The following is a 17934-nucleotide window of genomic DNA, read 5'->3' on the forward strand; positions in this document are numbered from 1 at the left end:
TGTTTTGTAATGTGTGTATAAACCTGTGTTGTTGATAAATGAGCATGTCCTAATAGCTCCTGAACAACACGTAAATCAATACCCTGTTCTAATAAATGCGTTGCAAAGGAATGACGAATGGTATGAGGATGAATTTTCTTAGTGGGATCATATGCTTTGACAACACGATTGACAATATCTTCCACACCACGATTTGTTAAAGGTTTACCAAACTTATTAATAAATACAAAATAATGATCCTGTTGTGATTTTGACATTATCTCCTGGCGATCGTTTTCAATATAATCTTTTAACCATGAAGCCGCATAATCATGAAACGGAACGTAACGATCTTTACCACCTTTTCCGTGAATCAACAGCAGTTGTCTAGAAAAATCAATTTGTGATAACTGCAACTCTACAACTTCTGAACAACGCAGTCCTGAGGCATACATCAATTCAAGCATTGCTTTATTACGACGTCCTAATGATGTATGTGTATCAATACTATCTAACAAATCTAACATTTCATCAATATATAAAAAATCTGGTTGACGTTGTGGTTCTTTCAACGATTCAATAAGTAGAAACGGATTATCATCAATGCGTTCTTCTTTTTGTAAATAGCGATAAAGTCCTCTTAGACTACTCATATGATGATTAATCGTTTTAGGTGATAAATTCTTAGTATGTAAATAAGCCAAATAGCCTCTTAAAAAAGAATACTTCACTGTTTCAAAACAAGAAATATTCTCACGCTGACAGTATTGAATAAACTCTTCAATATCTCTTTGATATCCTTTGATTGTTAAAGATGAATAGTTTTTAAAATACTGCAAATAATGTAAATATTCTTTCATTGTCTTATAAAAATCAGACATTTGAAATAAAATCCTCCATTGTTTCAATAGCTCGTTTGGCATAGGCATCCTTACGTTCTTTTTTCTTCACACGCACAGCTAAATCAGGTAAAATCCCAAAATTAGCTTTCATTGGCTGAAAATCATCTTCACTACCATGAGTAATATAATATGCCAAAGAGCCCATCACTGTCTCTCTAGGAAAAATCAGTAATTCCTGATCTTGTAAATATCTTGCCATATTAATACCAGCCACTATGCCACTTTGAGCTGACTCCACATATCCTTCAACACCTGTCATTTGTCCAGCAAAAAACAGATCATCACGATTTATAAACTGATATGTTGGTTTCAGATAGCGAGGCGAACAGATAAAACAGTTTCGATGCATAACACCATATCGTACAATTTTAGCATTTTCTAAACCAGGAATCATATGAATAATACGTTCCTGTTCTCCCCATTTTAAATGTGTCTGGAATCCAACAATATTATAAAGTGAACCAACAGCATTGTCTTGTCTTAATTGAACAACCGCATATGGTCTTTGACCATCCTTTTCTAATCCAACAGGTTTCATCGGTCCGAAAAGTAAAGTCTGTTTTCCTCTTCTGGCAATTTCTTCAAAAGGCATACAGCCTTCAAAAAACTTTTCTTCAAAATCTTTTGGTTTAACAACTTCAGCTTCAATTAAAGCTTTATAAAAAGCTTCAAATTGTTCTTCATTCATCGGACAGTTAATATATTCAGCATCTCCTTTATCATATCTTGATTTGAGATAAGCTTTTGAAAAATCAATACTTTCTTTTTCTATGATAGGTGCTGCTGCATCATAAAAATAAAAATAATCTTTCTGCAATAACTGTTGAATATCTTGTGATAAAGCAGGGCTTGTCAGTGGGCCTGAAGCAATAATTGTTGGACCTTCAGGAATCCGAGTCACTTCTTGTCGTACAACTTCAATTAATGGCTGAGATTCGATGTATTCACTAATTGCTTTTGAAAACCCAAAACGATCAACAGCTAATGAACCTCCAGCAGGAACTTGATGTTCTCTGGCAAATTTCATAATTAAGCTGTGATTCATTTCCATTTCTTTTTTTAATACACCTACAGCATTATGAAGTCCATCTGCTCTTAATGAATTAGAACAAACCAATTCAGCAAAGTATTCAGTTTTATGAGCACCAGTTGTCTGATGTGGACGCATTTCATATAGACGCACAGGAATATTGCGTAAAATCAACTGATGAGCAGCTTCTACTCCTGCTAATCCGCCCCCTATAATATTGACTCTTTCCATTTGTTTTTCCTTTCTAAAAAGTCCCATATGGGACTTTTATTTAATAATTGTTTTACATTTTGGATAAGCTGAACAAGCTTTAAATTCTCCAAATCGTCCCTTTTTAATGACAATTGGACTACCACATTTTGGACAAACTTCATCTGTCATCACTGGTTCAGCTTTTTTTCGTTCATTTTTAATATATTTACACTCAGGATAATTTGAACATGCTTCAAACTTTCCATAACGTCCTGTCTTATAAATCATTGGACTACCACATTTTGGACATGTTTCTCCTGTATACTCAATCGTTTCAGGTTCCTTTTTAATATATTTACATGTTGGATAGTTAGAACAAGCAACAAACGATCCATATTTTCCTTTACGAATCACTAGATCACCACCACATTCAGGACATGTTTCCCCTGTTTTTTGTGGTTGAATCTGCTCCATCTTATCATAAGCATTTTCTAACAAAGGTTCAAACTTATCTTCAAATGTTGTTAAAGCATGAACATAATCATCATGTCCTTCAGCAATTTCATCAAGTTCTTTTTCCATTTGAGCTGTATATTCAACATTGATAATACTATCAAAGAATTCAACCAGCTTTTCATTTGTTAATAAACCTGACTCCGTTGGTTTAAATGCTTTATCAACAAGTTCAACATATTGTCTTGTTACAATTGTATCAATAATACTTGCATAAGTACTTGGTCTCCCAATTCCTAAATCTTCAAGTTCCTTAATTAATTTTGCTTCACTATAACGAGCTGGTGGTTTTGTAAAATGCTGTGTTTTTTGAATATCCTGACTTAACAATTTTTCATCAACTGTCACTTCAGGTAGAATTTCATCAGTTTGTTTTTCATAAGCGCCATAAACTCTTAAATATCCATCAAAGCAAATAACTGAACCACTCGCTTTAAATTCATAACCATTATTATCCAATGAAAGTGTTGTAGCATTCAATTTAGCTGGAGCCATTAATGAAGCAATCGCTCTAGCATAAATTAAAGAATATAACTTATATTCATCACGACTTAAATACTCTTTCACACTTTCTGGAGTACGCATAATACTTGTTGGTCGAATACCTTCATGAGCATCCTGAACATTGTCTTTTTTCTTTGACACCTTCACACTACCGACATAGTCTTGACCAAACTTTTCACCGATATATTGCTTAGCTTCATGAATAAATCCTTCAGATAAACGAATCGAATCCGTTCTCATATACGTAATAAGACCGACAGTTTCATTACCAATATCGACACCTTCATAAAGTTTTTGGGCAATCATCATTGTACGTTTTGCTTTAAAATTCAACTTTGAAGATGCTTCCTGCTGTAATGTAGATGTAATAAATGGTGGTTTTGAAGCACGTTTCTTCTGTGTTTTCTTCACATCAGAAACACGAAACTCTTTATTTAAAGCCTCATAAACAGCATTTGTTTCTTCTTCATTATGAAGTTCAATTTTTTTATTGTGATATTTAGCAAGCTCTGCTTCAAATGTCACATCATCTTTTTCAAATTGAGCTTTGACTTTCCAATATTCTTCAGGAATAAAAGCTTCAATTTCTTTTTCTCTTTCACAAATCAATCTCAATGCAACTGACTGAACACGACCAGCTGATTTCGATTTAATCTTTTTTTGTAGAAGCTTAGAAAGCTTAAATCCAATAATACGATCTAAAACTCTTCTCGTTTCTTGTGATTTAACAAGATTTTGATCAATTGTACGAGGATTTTTCAATGCATTGATAACAGCATCACGTGTAATCTCATTAAAAACAATACGATTTGTTGAATTTTCATCTAATCCCAACACTTCTGCAAGATGCCAAGAGATTGCTTCACCTTCACGGTCAGGGTCAGTAGCCAAATAAACATAATCAGCTTCCTTCACGCATTTTTTCAACTCTTTCACAACATCTTTTTTGTCTTTATTAATAACATAATTAGGCTTGAAATTATTTTCCACATCGACTCCTAAACCACCTTTTCCAGTAGTTGCCAAGTCCCTAATATGCCCTTTTGATGAAGTCACTTCAAAATCTGCACCTAAATACTTTTGAATTGTTTTTGATTTTGATGGCGACTCAACAATCACTAAATTCTTACCCATCATATTACCTCCTACGTGTTTTCTATTATTAAGTCTTTTTTTTGATTTGTCAACCATAATCTTCATCTTCCATAATATCCTGAGCACTTAAAACAAGTTTAGCTCCCTGTTTAATAAGCTCATTACACCCCTGATAATCATCAAAACGTCCTGGAATACAATAAATGTCTTTTCCTTGTTCTAAAGCATAGCCAGCTGTAATCATGGTTCCACTTTTTTGTTTTGCCTCACTTATTAATATACTATAAGATAAACCCGCAATTATACGATTACGAAATGGAAATAGACGTTTTTGAGGAGCAGTTAAAAAAGGATATTCACTTAATACCAACTGATGTTCTTTCAGCTCCTCATATAATAGTCTATTCTCTTTAGGATAACAGTATTCAATCCCTGTTCCAAGTACAGCAATGGTACGTCCACCATAGGCAATTGCATTTTGATGAGCTACAGTATCAATACCTCTTGCCATCCCACTGACAATGGTATACCCATTTTGAACTAAATCTTTCACAAACAAATGTGTTGCTCGTTTCCCATATTCACTCATATTACGCATTCCCACAACACCAATCGTTTTTGTTTTCAACAATGATAAATCCCCATAATAATACAAAACAAATGGTGGACAGTTAATCTGTTTCAGCAATTCTGGATATTCATCACTAAAAATTGTTATGTAACGACAATTCATCCTTTTCATTAATTCTACTTTTAATTCTTCATCAACTCTTTCTTTATTCATTAAAGCTTTATAGATTTTTTGAAAATCCCCTTCATACTTTAAAGAAAAATACAATACTAATTCTTCCATATAATTATCCTCCTATTATTTATATACGCAAAAAATTGTCATTTTTCTTTTTTTCCATGAATTTTTTTCAAAAAATAAAAAACAATCAATTTTTCTATTGATTGCTTTGATCAACGCATTGAGAAAAATGCACTTCACAGAACGTAAGATATGATAATTTTAATATTTTTTACTTTGTAGTAAAAACATAGAATCTGATGATGTCTTTATTCATCAAATAAACTTAATTGTTGATTTAACATTTCAATAACTGGCTGAAAAGAACGTCTATGAATAGGTGTAACACCATATTTTTTGAGAGCTTCTTTATGTTGCTTTGTGGGATAACCCTTATGCTTATCAAAACCATATTCAGGGTATATCTTAGCATAATCCTGCATGATACGATCACGTGTCACTTTAGCCAAAATACTCGCTGCACCAATACTTAAAGATAATCCATCCCCTTTTATAATAGACTGATGTTCAATACTATCACCTAAAGGCATAGCATCTGTCAATGCATAATCTGGGCGAATAGATATATGTTCAATAGCATCCAGCATTCCTTTTTTACTAGCCTGATAAACGTTTAAACGATCGACATCTTCAACATTAATAATTTCAATTTGATAAGCTAATGCATTTTCAATAATAATACGATAAAGTTCTTCACGTTTTTTTTCAGTTAATTTTTTAGAATCATTAATTCTTTCATCATAATAATCTCGAGGGAAAATAACAGCTCCTACAACCAATGGACCTGCCATTGGACCACGACCAGCTTCGTCAAGTCCCACAATATAATGTTTTCCTAAATCATAAGCCATTTGCTCATATTTTAGTCGTTCACACATGTTGGATCCTCCCATGTGATTTTTCCAATGCTACCATCATTGACTTCACTAAAGAAAAGTTCCATAACACGATCATAATCCGTTTCCCCACGTAACGGTTTTATTTTTCTTATTTTTGCAATATGATCAAATGTATGAATAATCCAATCAGGATCATTTTCATCAATTTCTAATTGATAACGTTCTTTTAAAAGTTCCGGATAATGCTTAGACAAATAACGCATAGCTTCAATAAACAAATCATCTAAAGGTAAAATACTTTGTTTGATTGATCCTAATAATGCTATATTTTTGGCCACATGTTCATCATCAAGTTTTGGCCATAATACACCTGGTGTATCAAATAATTCAAAATCTTTAGCAATGCGAATAATTTGTTGAGCCTTAGTCACGCCTGGTTTATTTCCCGTCACTGTAGCTTTACGGTTTGCCAGTTTATTAATAAAAGTTGACTTCCCTACATTTGGAATTCCCAAAACCATAGCACGAATAGCACGTGGTTTGAGACCTCTGGCTTTTTCCTTTTCCATTTTATCTTTCAAAACAACACGGCATTTTTCAATAACTTTCTGGTATTCATTGAAATTCTTTAGATTCACACTCATAGCCTGATAGCCACATTTTTCATAATATTGAACCCACTGTTTGGTATACTGGTCATCTGCCATATCCTTCTTTGTTAAAACAATAAGACGAGGCTTATTTTTTGTTATCTCATTAATCATTGGATTTTTTGATGAATAAGGAGCACGTGCATCTACCAATTCAATAACAATATCAATAACTTTTATTTTTTCTGTTATTTCTCTTCTGGCTTTAGCCATATGTCCAGGAAACCAATGAATATTCATTTTTGATCCTTGATTAGCCATTTTCATCACCATCCTTTTTAATCAATCCATTGAATATCAGTAAATGGATAGATCACAAGTCCTTTCATTCCAACAAAATCATCAATAGTAAATGGTCCCAACTCTCGAGAATCAGTGGAACGCAAACGATTATCTCCCATCACAAAATATTCACCATCTTGTAAAGTGACTTCAAAGTCATCTGTAAATTGTTCAACATTATAAGTTAATTTTGATTCTTCAACAAAATCCTGATCTAAAAAATCTTGTTGAACAAGCTCATCATTTATATATAATTCATCATTTTCAAAACGTACTGTTTCATTTGGCAATCCTATAACACGTTTAATAATCTTTTCATTAAGCTGCTGACTATCAATCACTACAATATCAAAACGATGGATATTATCTTCTTGAATTCCCATGGCATTAATCATAGCTATACTATGATCATGTAATGTATTTTCCATTGAAATGCCTTCAATTCTTACTGGTATTACAACAAATTTAAAAATACCGATAGTCACAGCAATCACAACTATAATTTCTACAATAGAAACATAGAGTTTCTTTTTGTTCATTCTCATCGCTCCTTTTCTATGTACCTTTTTATTATACATTTAATAGGCTCAAAAGACTAGAAAAAAAGTATGGGACCATCCCATACTTTTTATTTACGAATTTCTTTAATTCTTGCAGCTTTTCCTGATAATCCACGTAAGTAATGTAATTTAGCTCTACGTACTTTACCAATTTTAGCAACTTCAATTCTATCAATGATTGGTGAATGAAGTGGGAAAACTCTTTCTACACCAACTTGGTAAGAAATTTTTCTAACAGTAAAAGTTTCAGAAATTCCTCCACCTTTTCTAGCAATACAAACACCTTCAAATAACTGAGTACGTGTTTTATCTCCTTCTTGAATTTTTACATAAACTTTTAAAGTATCTCCAGGTTTGAAATCTGGAATGTCGTTTCTTAATTGTTTTTTAGTAATTTCTTGTACTAATTGCATATTCATGATATGACTTCCTCCTTCACAAAATTTATCTTCGAAGTTCATACGTTATTTAACCAGCGGAGCTTCTGCGTCCAAAGACTAAGAAATATTATCATTTTTTATTATAAAAATCAATCTTTTTTTGTGATTTTTTCTAATATTTTTAATTCTTCATCAGTAAAGTTTCTAGTTTTTAACAAATCAGGGCGTTTCAAATAAGTTTTCTTTAAAGATTGTTCCAAACGCCATTGTCTAATTTTTTCATGATGACCACTCATCAAAACATCAGGAACACTGTTTCCATCATATTCATAAGGACGTGTGTATTGTGGATATTCTAACAATCCTTGACTAAAAGAATCATCTTCATGAGAAGATTCACGAATAGCGCCTTCCAATAAACGAATAATCGCATCACAACATACCATACTGGCAAGTTCTCCACCTGTTAAGACATAATCACCAATGGAAAGTTCCATATCCACATAGTCACGAATACGTTCATCAAATCCTTCGTAATGTCCACATATAAAAATCAAATGTTTTTCTAAAGATAATTGATAACTTAATTGCTGATGAAATGTCTGTCCCTGTGGTGACATTAAGATGACAAGACTGTCAGGAGTCGTCAGTGTCTTTAAACAATCAATAATAGGCTGACACATTAAAACCATACCTTGTCCCCCACCATAAGGATAATCGTCTACTTTTTTATGTTTATTATCAGCAAATTCTCTAAAATCATGAACGTGAACTTCCACAACCTGTGCATCTATAGCTCTTTTGATAATAGAAGTTTCTAAGAAACCATTAAACATTTCAGGAAACAATGATAAAATATCAATTTTCATTATAAAAATCCCTCTATTAAATGTACGTCTATACGCTTATTTTCTATATCTTCATCAACAATAAAAGCATCAACATAAGGAATCATAATTTTTTCTTTTCCCTTAACAACTAAAATATCATGATGATCATAAAGTTGAACATCTTGTACAACACCAATCAACTGACCATCATTATAAACCTGACAGCCAATAATATCACTGACATAATATTCATCATCACCTAATAAGTTTTCATCTTTATAAGCATAAAGTAAACATCCTTTATATTTTTCCACTAAATTAATATCACGGTGATTTTCAAAAGTCACTAACACATGTCCTTTATGAAAACGGTGTGAAGCAACTGTCATTTCTATAGTTTGGCCCTGATATTCCAGATAAAGTGTAGCCCCTTTTTGAAATCTTTCTTCAATAAAATCTGTTGATGCTTTTACTTTCAATTCTCCTTTAATGCCATGTGTATTCACGATTTTTCCAACAATGACTTGATTCATAATGTCCTCCTTGAATAAAAAATAGATGTGGAACCACATCTATTCTCCGTAAGATTCAAATTTGATGTCTAATTTTTGATGATTTAAACGTCCACTTACAGACATAAGTTGACGTATAGAATTAGCCATCATTCCTTTTCTACCGATTAATCTTGCAATATCACTTTTTGAAGCATAGACATATAAAACGATTGTATCTTCATCTAATGAAGGCATCTGTCTGACTTCTAATTTATCTTTTTCAATAACAAGTTCACTTGCAAGTTCCTGTAAAGTTTTGACGTAATCCACTTTATATCACCAGCTTATTTTTTTGCTTTTGAATCAGCAAATTTTTTCATAATACCTTTTTGGCTTAAGATATTTCTTACTGTATCAGAAGGTTGAGCACCTTTATTTAACCATGCTAAAACTTCTTCTTCTTTGATTGTGACAACAGCTGGATCTTGTCTAGGATCATAAGTTCCTAATTGTTCTAAGAAACGTCCATCTCTAGGCATTCTTGAATCTGCCGCTACAATTCTATAAAATGGTGATTTTTTTGCACCCATTCTTTTTAATCTAATTTTTACTGCCATAATCTTTCCTCCATTTATTGATTTTGCTTTCCTAGTATAACATATATTTGAAATGTGTCAAGTATTTTTACTTAACATCTTTTGTTTTGAAAGCAATAATATGTCTAACAACCTCTTTAAAGAGCAATCCAATGCAAGTAATAATGATTGTGAGAATGATTTGAGAATATGTAAGCATTGTGATGTGTAATAATTGATGGAATAAAAGGATAGCCAAAATAAATCCTAAAACCATAGTTACACAGACAAATAAACGTAATTTCGTCATTGGGAAACTTGAAACAATGACAGCCTGCATACTCATACATGCAAGTGCCAAATACATCATTGTGACACTTTGTTCCATAGGAATATGGAATAATGGTCGACCTGTATAAACAAGTAAAAAACATAATAAGACACCACAAGCATGAGGGAATGTATTTTTTAATACTGTTGGTAAGAACTGACCTTTGATTTTTTGTGTTTGTGGTTCCAACAATGTTAAAAATGATGGCCAAGCTTCAATTGCAAAGTCAATTAAAGTAATTTGAATAGGAATAAATGGGAATGGAATATTACAGATTGCACATGCTATTGTTAAAATAATAGAATAAATTGTTTTAATAAAGAAAACACTAGCAACTCTTGTTAAGTTATTAACAACTCGACGTCCTTCTAAAACAACTTCAGGCAAACATGAAAACTCTGAATTCAATAAAACAATTTGAGATAACTGTTTAACTGCTTCACTCCCTTCAGCAATCGCAATACTACAATCTGCCTCTTTTAAAGCCAGCATATCATTCACCCCATCACCTGTCATTGCGACTGTATGACCTTGTCTTTTTAATGCTTCAACAAGCCATTTTTTCTGTTGAGGTGTCACTCTACCAAAAACTGAATATTGATTCACAAGTTCATCCATTTGACTTTCACTATTTTGAACTTCACTTAAGTCAATATACTTATCATAATTTTTCAATCCTGCCATTTGAGCAATCTTAGAGACAGCCAAAACATGATCTCCTGAAATAACTTTCACATCTACACCCTGACTATCAAAATACTGCAATGTTTTTTCAACATCTTTACGTATCATATCAGTTAAAACAATAGCCAAAACGGGTGTCACTTCAGGAAGTGGAGCTTTAGCATCAAGCTTATTTTGAGTATAGGCAATAATAATCACACGTTTACCATTTTCAATCTGCTGCATTAAAGATGCTGGAAGATTCTTCATTAAACGTTCAGGTGCTCCCATAACAATACTTCCATAATCATCAAATGTCATGGCACTCCATTTTCGTTGTGATGAAAAGGCAACCTTTTGACTTGGAACATGTTTTTCATTCAGTGTAAAATGATCACATATCGCTTGATAAGTTGCATTGTTATCATCACTATAATGCAAATAAGAACCAAAATATTCTGTAAATGTATCAGATGATAAAGAAGATAAAACCTCTACCTTTTCAACTTTCATTTTTCCATTTGTTATTGTTCCTGTTTTATCCAAACATAATGTATCAACATGAGCAAGTGTTTCTAAAGAATAAATATCCTGAATTAAAATTTTCTGCTTGGCAAGTTTTGTGACCCCTGCTGCCAAACTTACACTCATCAATAGAACAAGCCCTTTTGGCAACATTCCTAACAAACCTGCAGAACTACTAATCACAGCCTGTGACAAAGCATCTTGTCTAAGAAAATAAGCTTCAAGAAATAAAATAATTCCTAAAGGAACAATCATAAAACTTGTTACTTTTGTTACTTTACGCATTGAATTTAATAATTCTGATTGTAATTCTTTTGCTTTTTTGACTTCATTTGTTAAACGTGATGTATAGTTATCTTCACCAACATGAATAACTTTTGCATAACATTTTCCACTAATAACACTACTTCCTGAAAGCAAATCACTTTCTTGATTTTTATGAATAGGATCAGATTCTCCAGTTAATAAAGATTCATTAGCTTCAATTTCACCATCAATAACAACACTGTCACAACAAATCTGATCTCCTGCTTCTAAAATCATAATATCATCCATTACGATTTCATCAACATGAATTGTCACTTGTTGCTGATCTCTTAAAACTTTAACATGAGGAATCATCAGCAATGATAACTCATCAACCAGCTTTTTAGCGTGTATCTCTTGAATAATTCCTATACAGACATTAGCAATGATAATCACAATAAAAACAAGATTTGACCAAGCTCCAACAAGCGCTAAAGCAATCGCAATTAAAACATTTAATAAATTAAATAATGTACAGATATTTTCGCGAAATATCTGACTATAACTTTTACTAATTGTTTTTTGTTGTCGATTAACTTCACCACGTTGCTGACGTTGTAGCACTTCACCTTGAGTTAATCCTTTAATTTGTTTTTGATCCATTTTACTATCTCCAATCATTTATTTTCCTATAATACTATCATACTTTCTGTATAAATTCTTTTATTTTATATTTTTTTACATAGCTTCACAACATGCAAAAGCCTTATTGATTATATCATCAATAAGGACTTTTGGCTATCTTTTCTTTTTCTTCTTATGTCTTTCCTTTTTACGATTAGGATTAAAATTCATACGATTTTGTGGCCTTTGCGTAGGCATACCCGTTGTTGGATCTAAATTTCCCATCTGTTTCATCATTTGTTTAGAAGCTTCAAACTGTTTTATCAAACGATTGACATCAGCCACACTACGTCCACATCCTTTTGCAATTCTTTCTTTACGTTTAGCATTTAAAATAGAAGGATCACGTCTTTCTTCCAATGTCATGGAATATATAATGGATTCTGTTAATTTTAATTTTTTATCAGTATCTTCATCATTGATTTGAGGCATTTTTGGCATACCTGGAATCATCTTTAAAATACCAGATAAAGGTCCTAATTTTCTAACTTGATGCATTTGTTCAAGCATATCATCCAAACCAAAAGTACCACGTTTCATACGTTCAAATGTTTTCATTGTTTCTTTTTCATCATAAACATCTTGAACTTTTTCAACTAATGAAACAACATCACCCATTCCTAAAATACGATCTGCCATACGATCTGGATAGAATAAATCAATCGCATCTAATTTTTCACCAGTCCCAATGAACTTAATCGGTACATGTGTAATATGACGAATAGATAGTGCTCCCCCACCTCGTGAATCACCATCTAATTTTGTTAAAACAGCACCTGTAATTTGTAAATGATCATGGAATGATTGAGCAACATTGACAATATCTTGTCCTGTCAAAGCATCAACAACTAATAAGATTTCACTAGGATGAACAATATCTTTAATATTCTGTAATTCATTCATTAAAGGTTCATCAATATGTAAACGCCCAGCAGTATCAATAAGAACAACATCATGATGATTCGCATAAGCATAATTCATAGCCTCACTGACAATTTGTTCTGCTTTCACATCTGTTCCCTTTTCAAAGACTGGAATATCTAATTGTTCCCCAAGCGTCTTTAACTGATCAACTGCGGCTGGACGATAAATATCTGCCGCAACCAATAATGGATTTTTACTATATTTTTTAGATAATAATTTTGCAATCTTTCCAGAAGTTGTTGTTTTCCCAGAACCTTGCAATCCAACCATCATAATAACTGTTGGTTTTTTTGATAAATCTAGTTCACTGACTGTTGTTCCTAATAATTCAACCAACTCATCATGAACAATCTTGACAACGACCTGTCCAGGTTTTAATGAACCTAAGACATCCTGTCCCAAAGCTTTTTGTTTCGTATTTGCAATAAATTCTTTAACAACTTGAAAATTCACGTCTGCTTCTAATAAAGCCAATCTAATTTCTCGAAGCATCTCGTCCATATTTTCTTCTGTTAAAGTTGCTTGTCCTCTAATCTTTTTTAAACTCTCCTGCAATCTTTCAGAAAGCGATTCAAAAGCCATATTTTATCCTCCTATATCTTCTTTAACATTTCTAAATAATCTTGCATTTGTTGATTATCAATTTGCTGATTTTCAATTTTTTGAATCAAAGCCATACGCTCAATATGCTTTTCCATTAAATGAAGCTTTGACTCATATTCTTCTAATGAAGCTACTGCTCGTTTTAGTTGATCATATACAGCATTACGAGAAACCATCAGGTCTTCAGCAATTTCAGACAAAGAAAAATCTTCTTCATAATATAACGATAAATATTGTCTTTGTTTATCTGTCAATAAATCACCATAACAATCCATCAACAAATTCACACGTTGTGTCTTTTCTAAATGTGATGTCATATTATTTCTCCAATAATCCTTTGCATAAACCATAGATATATTGTTCAAGATCAAATTCCTGTAAATCATCCATTTGTTCACCTAAACCAACAAATTTAACTGGAATATTTAAAGCATCTTTAATAGATAAAACAATACCACCTTTAGCAGTTCCATCCATTTTTGTTAAAACAAGACCTGTAATATCTGTGATTTTAGAAAATTCCTGTGCCTGTGAAACTCCATTCTGTCCTGTTGTCGCATCAATAACCAAAAGAGTTTCCTGTGGTCCCTGTGGTACAACACGCTTTATGATACGATTCATCTTTTCTAATTCGTTCATGAGATTCACTTTATTTTGTAAACGTCCGGCTGTATCACAAATCAAAACATCCACTTTTTGTTCTTTTGCACGTTTTAAAGCATCAAAGACAACTGAAGACGGATCTCCACCTTCTTTACCTTTCACACATTCAATACCTAGACGTTTAGCCCAGACATCTAGCTGATCAATGGCTCCAGCTCTAAAAGTATCACCTGCAGCAACCATGACTGTCTTACCTTCATTTAGCATCATATGAGCCAACTTAGCAATCGTTGTTGTTTTCCCTGCACCATTAACACCAATCATTAAAATAACTGTTAAATCTTCATCATCATAATTGATTTTTGTAGTCATATAGGAATCATTGGCATAAATGACAAACATCTTATCAATAATAATTTCATTAATTTCTTTAGGATCTTTGATGTTTTGAAGACGAACCTCTTTTTTAATTTCATCCACAATTGTCATAACCATATTGACACCAACATCACTCATAATCAAAATATTTTCCAGTTCTTCAAAATAATCATCATCTATTTCACGATAACGTGCTGCTAATTCATTAATTTTTGATGAAAATGAAGAATTAGACTTATCCAAACCAGCTACATATTTATCATTTTGTTTCGCTGACTTTCCTACTAATGTTTCTTTGATTTTACTAAAAAAGCCCATAAACATCCTCCTCAAACTGATTGACATATCATAAAGATAACACTTCTTGATGATATGTCAATATTTTTTCATCTATGATGCCGTTTGTGCCAAATCAATAGCATCCTTTAATTTCACACTCACAAGTTTTGTCACACCTTTTTGTTGCATAGTAGCTCCATATAACAAATCACATTCTTCCATTGTTCCCTCACGATGAGTGACAACAATAAATTGTGTCTGATGAGAAAACTCTCTTAAATATTTGGCAAAACGTTCTACATTCGCAACATCCAAAGCGGCTTCAACCTCGTCTAAAATACACATTGGCACTGGTCGCACACGTAAAATAGCAAATAGACATGAGATGGCAATCAATGCTTTTTCTCCTCCCGAGAATAAAGTAATATTCTGGACTGCTTTTCCTGGTGGCTGTACATCAATGTCAATTCCTGTTTCTAAAATATTATCAGGATCACTATATTTCAATTCCGCTTTTCCACCACCAAAAAGATTTCTAAACACAATATTAAATTCATGATTAATCTTTTCAAATGTTTCACTAAAACGTGAAACCATGATTTCATCCATTTCATCAATAGCTTTTAAAATACTATCCTGAGCATGTATAAGATCTAAACGCTGATGATTTAAAGTTTCATAACGTGTAGACACTTCTTCATAATCTTCAATAGCCTGTAAGTTGACATGTCCCAAAGAATCAATCTGATGTCTTAATAAACGTACTTCTTCTTTGGATTTTTGCATATCAATATCACGAGCATATTCTTCACTGGCAAATTCATATGTCATCTTATATTCTTCATTTAAACGCTGTAAGTGATTTTGCAGTTCTGTTTCCTGTTTGGCTTTATCAACCTGCTTTTGTGTCATATCGTTTTGAATTTGTCTTAAATGAGCTCGTGTGACTTTTAAAGTATCTTCCAGCTGATCATTTTCATTAACAAAACTCATACGCAATTCTCGCTTAGCCTGAATACTTTCAGTCAAACGATCTCTTCTTTTTTTTGCTTCATTTAGCTCTTGAAGCAATTGATTATCTTGCGTTCCTTTTTCAATCTCTGATAATTCAACGCTTTGATGTGTTAAACTTTCATATTCACTTTTGGCAATCTGTAATTCACTTTTCTTATTTGTGACAACCAACTCCAATTTAGCAAATGACATCTGTTTTTGTAGAAGATTATGAGAAATTTCTCTTGCTAAATTATCTAATTCATTAAGTTTGGCTTTCTTCATTGTTATATCTTGTTCACTTTGACGAATCGTTTCCTGTAACAATTCTAATTCACGTTTATTTGTTAAAAGTGATGAAGATTGTTTAAAACTTCCTCCAGTTAATGAACCACCCACATTGATGACTTCACCAGCCAAAGTTACAATTTTATATCTGGCATATGTTGCTTTTGATAAAAGAGATGCATTTTCTAATGTATCAGCTACAATCACATGTCCTAATTGATTCAAAACAATCGTTTTAATTTTATCAGGATATCTCACAAAATCACTCATAACACCTAAAAATCCTTGTGTATTTTGACATACCAGTAAATGTTCTTCTCGTAAATGTCTTTCCTTCATTGTTGTAATAGGTAAAAATGTTGCACGTCCTGATTTATTATTCTTTAAAAAATGAATAGCATGTCTCGCATCTTCATCACTATCAGTCACAATAAACTGCACTGCATTTCCTAAAGCAACTGCTAAAGCTGTTTCATATTCTTCTTGAGTTTCCAATAAATCTCCAAGTACACCTACAATTCCATTCATGGAATCTTTAGCTTTTATAATAGAACGTACACCATAACTATACCCAGATTTGTTTTCTACCAAATCAACCAGTTGCTCTCTACGGTGACGGTCTTGATGCAATTTTAAATTAAGATTTTCAATATCCTGTCTTAAAGCATTCATCTGAGCACGATTTTTTTCCTGAGAAGCTTCCAAAGTTAATTTTTCTTCCTTTGTTTCATTATAACGATTAACACGATCATTATATTCACTAATAGCATCTTGTAAAATAGCTTTTAACTGCTCCATACGTGCCTGTAAATCTTCTTTGTTAGTTGTCTCTAAAATATGTTTACGATTAGCATCAATCTCAACTTTTTGTGTTTCTAATTGATTAACATTATTCATAGCTGTTAAAAGCTGCCCTTGAAGTCCATTGACTTCCTGATCCAAATCAAACATCTTTTTCTTTAAGCTTTCATTTTGTTGTTCATTAATTAAGATTTGTCCTTCAATTGTCACTTTTTCTTTATCCAGTAAATCTAAAGATTGATTTAAATCCTGTAAAGATTGAGATAAAGTTTCAATTCCTTTTACCAGTACACTCACTTCAATAGACTGTAACTGTTCTTTTAAATCCAAGTAAATTTCAGCTTTTTCCTTTTGACGTTTTAATGGTGAAATCTGTTTTTCTAATTCCAAACAAATATCTTCAACACGATCCAAATTATCCTTTGTTCTTTCTAATTTTCGAATCGATTCAAGCTTTCTTTTTTTATACTTCGCTACACCTGCTGCTTCTTCAAACATTCCTCTTCTTTCTTCAGGCTTACTATCAGCAAATGAAGAAATATTTCCCTGTGAAATGATGGAAAGTGAATCTCTTCCTAAACCTGTATCCATAATTAAATCAACAATATCTTTTAAACGACATGGTTCCTTATTAATTAAATATTCTGCCTCATTATTTTGACGATATAAGCGTCTTGTTATTTCTACTTCATTATAATCAACATTCATAAAACGATCTTCATTATCAAATACAAGTGTCACTTCAGCAACATTTTGTGCCTTACGGTCTTCACTACCATTAAAAATAACATCGGACATATTAGAACCACGTAATGATTTCACTGACTGTTCACCTAATACCCATCTGACAGCATCGCTAATATTCGATTTTCCACAACCATTAGGACCAACTATCCCAGTAATTCCTGGTTGAAATTCAATGACTGATTTATCGGCAAATGATTTAAAACCATGCAATTCAATTCTTTTTAAATACATAA

At 32.4% G+C, this 17934-nt stretch carries 17 protein-coding genes; all 17 read right to left on the minus strand.

The features are described from left to right. On the minus strand, nucleotides 1–860 hold an 860-nt coding region (locus B5E48_RS06730), incomplete at its 3' end, for a tyrosine-type recombinase/integrase (protein WP_143747012.1). Continuing rightward, complete coding sequence (gene trmFO, locus B5E48_RS06735; RefSeq protein WP_087242893.1) at nucleotides 853–2142, minus strand: methylenetetrahydrofolate--tRNA-(uracil(54)-C(5))-methyltransferase (FADH(2)-oxidizing) TrmFO; 1290 nt, start codon at nucleotides 2140–2142, stop codon at nucleotides 853–855. The genes trmFO and B5E48_RS06730, both read right to left, overlap by 8 nt. Nucleotides 2143–2178: 36 nt before the next feature. Beyond that, nucleotides 2179–4254: a type I DNA topoisomerase gene (gene topA / locus B5E48_RS06740; RefSeq protein ID WP_087304542.1), complete on the minus strand. Its 2076-nt coding sequence runs from the start codon at nucleotides 4252–4254 to the stop codon at nucleotides 2179–2181. A 49-nt stretch (nucleotides 4255–4303) separates the two neighbouring features. Then, a complete protein-coding gene (gene dprA / locus B5E48_RS06745; protein ID WP_087242897.1) occupies nucleotides 4304–5068 on the minus strand; it encodes a DNA-processing protein DprA in 765 nt (254 codons plus the stop codon). A gap of 206 nt (nucleotides 5069–5274) precedes the next feature. Further along, nucleotides 5275–5904 carry a ribonuclease HII gene (locus tag B5E48_RS06750; protein ID WP_087304543.1) on the minus strand — a complete coding sequence of 210 codons (630 nt, stop codon included), beginning with the start codon at nucleotides 5902–5904 and terminating at the stop codon, nucleotides 5275–5277. Beyond that, nucleotides 5889–6776 (minus strand): ribosome biogenesis GTPase YlqF, encoded by an 888-nt coding sequence (ylqF, locus tag B5E48_RS06755; RefSeq protein ID WP_224759470.1) that lies wholly within the window; start codon nucleotides 6774–6776, stop codon nucleotides 5889–5891. The genes B5E48_RS06750 and ylqF overlap by 16 nt, the downstream gene beginning before the upstream one ends. A 17-nt stretch (nucleotides 6777–6793) precedes the next feature. Further along, nucleotides 6794–7336 carry a signal peptidase I gene (gene lepB, locus B5E48_RS06760; RefSeq protein WP_224759469.1) on the minus strand — a complete coding sequence of 181 codons (543 nt, stop codon included), beginning with the start codon at nucleotides 7334–7336 and terminating at the stop codon, nucleotides 6794–6796. Between the two features lie 89 nt (nucleotides 7337–7425). Beyond that, the gene (gene rplS / locus B5E48_RS06765; protein ID WP_087242903.1) at nucleotides 7426–7776 is read right to left on the minus strand and encodes a 50S ribosomal protein L19; all 351 of its coding nucleotides are present in this window, start codon (nucleotides 7774–7776) and stop codon (nucleotides 7426–7428) included. A 110-nt stretch (nucleotides 7777–7886) separates the two neighbouring features. Then, nucleotides 7887–8606 carry a tRNA (guanosine(37)-N1)-methyltransferase TrmD gene (trmD, locus tag B5E48_RS06770; protein WP_087304544.1) on the minus strand — a complete coding sequence of 240 codons (720 nt, stop codon included), beginning with the start codon at nucleotides 8604–8606 and terminating at the stop codon, nucleotides 7887–7889. Beyond that, complete coding sequence (gene rimM, locus B5E48_RS06775) at nucleotides 8606–9100, minus strand: ribosome maturation factor RimM (RefSeq protein ID WP_241146939.1); 495 nt, start codon at nucleotides 9098–9100, stop codon at nucleotides 8606–8608. Before rimM ends, trmD begins: the two co-directional genes overlap by 1 nt. Before the next feature lie 39 nt (nucleotides 9101–9139). Next, nucleotides 9140–9391 (minus strand): KH domain-containing protein, encoded by a 252-nt coding sequence (locus tag B5E48_RS06780; protein ID WP_087242907.1) that lies wholly within the window; start codon nucleotides 9389–9391, stop codon nucleotides 9140–9142. 14 nt (nucleotides 9392–9405) lie between these two features. Next, nucleotides 9406–9678 (minus strand): 30S ribosomal protein S16, encoded by a 273-nt coding sequence (rpsP, locus tag B5E48_RS06785; RefSeq protein ID WP_087242909.1) that lies wholly within the window; start codon nucleotides 9676–9678, stop codon nucleotides 9406–9408. Between the two features lie 67 nt (nucleotides 9679–9745). Then, nucleotides 9746–12064, minus strand: a complete 2319-nt coding sequence (locus B5E48_RS06790) for a cation-translocating P-type ATPase (protein ID WP_087304545.1) — start codon at nucleotides 12062–12064, stop codon at nucleotides 9746–9748. Nucleotides 12065–12199: 135 nt separating this feature from the next. Further along, nucleotides 12200–13591: a signal recognition particle protein gene (ffh, locus tag B5E48_RS06795; RefSeq protein ID WP_087297697.1), complete on the minus strand. Its 1392-nt coding sequence runs from the start codon at nucleotides 13589–13591 to the stop codon at nucleotides 12200–12202. Nucleotides 13592–13602: 11 nt separating this feature from the next. Continuing rightward, nucleotides 13603–13929: a YlxM family DNA-binding protein gene (gene ylxM, locus B5E48_RS06800; RefSeq protein WP_087242915.1), complete on the minus strand. Its 327-nt coding sequence runs from the start codon at nucleotides 13927–13929 to the stop codon at nucleotides 13603–13605. A 1-nt stretch (nucleotide 13930) separates the two neighbouring features. Then, on the minus strand, nucleotides 13931–14911 hold the full coding sequence (ftsY, locus tag B5E48_RS06805) for a signal recognition particle-docking protein FtsY (protein ID WP_087242917.1): 981 nt from the start codon (nucleotides 14909–14911) through the stop codon (nucleotides 13931–13933). A 72-nt stretch (nucleotides 14912–14983) separates the two neighbouring features. Continuing rightward, a complete protein-coding gene (locus tag B5E48_RS06810) occupies nucleotides 14984–17932 on the minus strand; it encodes a chromosome segregation protein SMC (RefSeq protein WP_087297698.1) in 2949 nt (982 codons plus the stop codon). Nucleotides 17933–17934: the final 2 nt, after the last annotated feature.

It is taken from the genome of Massilimicrobiota sp. An105 (genome assembly GCF_002161155.1).
Lineage (GTDB): Bacteria > Bacillota_I > Bacilli_A > Erysipelotrichales > Coprobacillaceae > Allocoprobacillus > Allocoprobacillus merdigallinarum.

What these genes read in the sequence shown, in the direction of transcription:
- trmFO (WP_087242893.1), bottom strand. Translation starts at nt 2,142, where the DNA reads ATGGAAAGAGTCAATATTATAGGGGGCGGATTAGCAGGAGTAGAAGCT.
- topA (WP_087304542.1), bottom strand. Translation starts at nt 4,254, where the DNA reads ATGGGTAAGAATTTAGTGATTGTTGAGTCGCCATCAAAATCAAAAACA.
- dprA (WP_087242897.1), bottom strand. Translation starts at nt 5,068, where the DNA reads ATGGAAGAATTAGTATTGTATTTTTCTTTAAAGTATGAAGGGGATTTT.
- B5E48_RS06750 (WP_087304543.1), bottom strand. Translation starts at nt 5,904, where the DNA reads ATGTGTGAACGACTAAAATATGAGCAAATGGCTTATGATTTAGGAAAA.
- ylqF (WP_224759470.1), bottom strand. Translation starts at nt 6,776, where the DNA reads ATGGCTAATCAAGGATCAAAAATGAATATTCATTGGTTTCCTGGACAT.
- lepB (WP_224759469.1), bottom strand. Translation starts at nt 7,336, where the DNA reads ATGAACAAAAAGAAACTCTATGTTTCTATTGTAGAAATTATAGTTGTG.
- rplS (WP_087242903.1), bottom strand. Translation starts at nt 7,776, where the DNA reads ATGAATATGCAATTAGTACAAGAAATTACTAAAAAACAATTAAGAAAC.
- trmD (WP_087304544.1), bottom strand. Translation starts at nt 8,606, where the DNA reads ATGAAAATTGATATTTTATCATTGTTTCCTGAAATGTTTAATGGTTTC.
- rimM (WP_241146939.1), bottom strand. Translation starts at nt 9,100, where the DNA reads ATGAATCAAGTCATTGTTGGAAAAATCGTGAATACACATGGCATTAAA.
- rpsP (WP_087242909.1), bottom strand. Translation starts at nt 9,678, where the DNA reads ATGGCAGTAAAAATTAGATTAAAAAGAATGGGTGCAAAAAAATCACCA.
- B5E48_RS06790 (WP_087304545.1), bottom strand. Translation starts at nt 12,064, where the DNA reads ATGGATCAAAAACAAATTAAAGGATTAACTCAAGGTGAAGTGCTACAA.
- ffh (WP_087297697.1), bottom strand. Translation starts at nt 13,591, where the DNA reads ATGGCTTTTGAATCGCTTTCTGAAAGATTGCAGGAGAGTTTAAAAAAG.
- ylxM (WP_087242915.1), bottom strand. Translation starts at nt 13,929, where the DNA reads ATGACATCACATTTAGAAAAGACACAACGTGTGAATTTGTTGATGGAT.
- ftsY (WP_087242917.1), bottom strand. Translation starts at nt 14,911, where the DNA reads ATGGGCTTTTTTAGTAAAATCAAAGAAACATTAGTAGGAAAGTCAGCG.
- B5E48_RS06810 (WP_087297698.1), bottom strand. Translation starts at nt 17,932, where the DNA reads ATGTATTTAAAAAGAATTGAATTGCATGGTTTTAAATCATTTGCCGAT.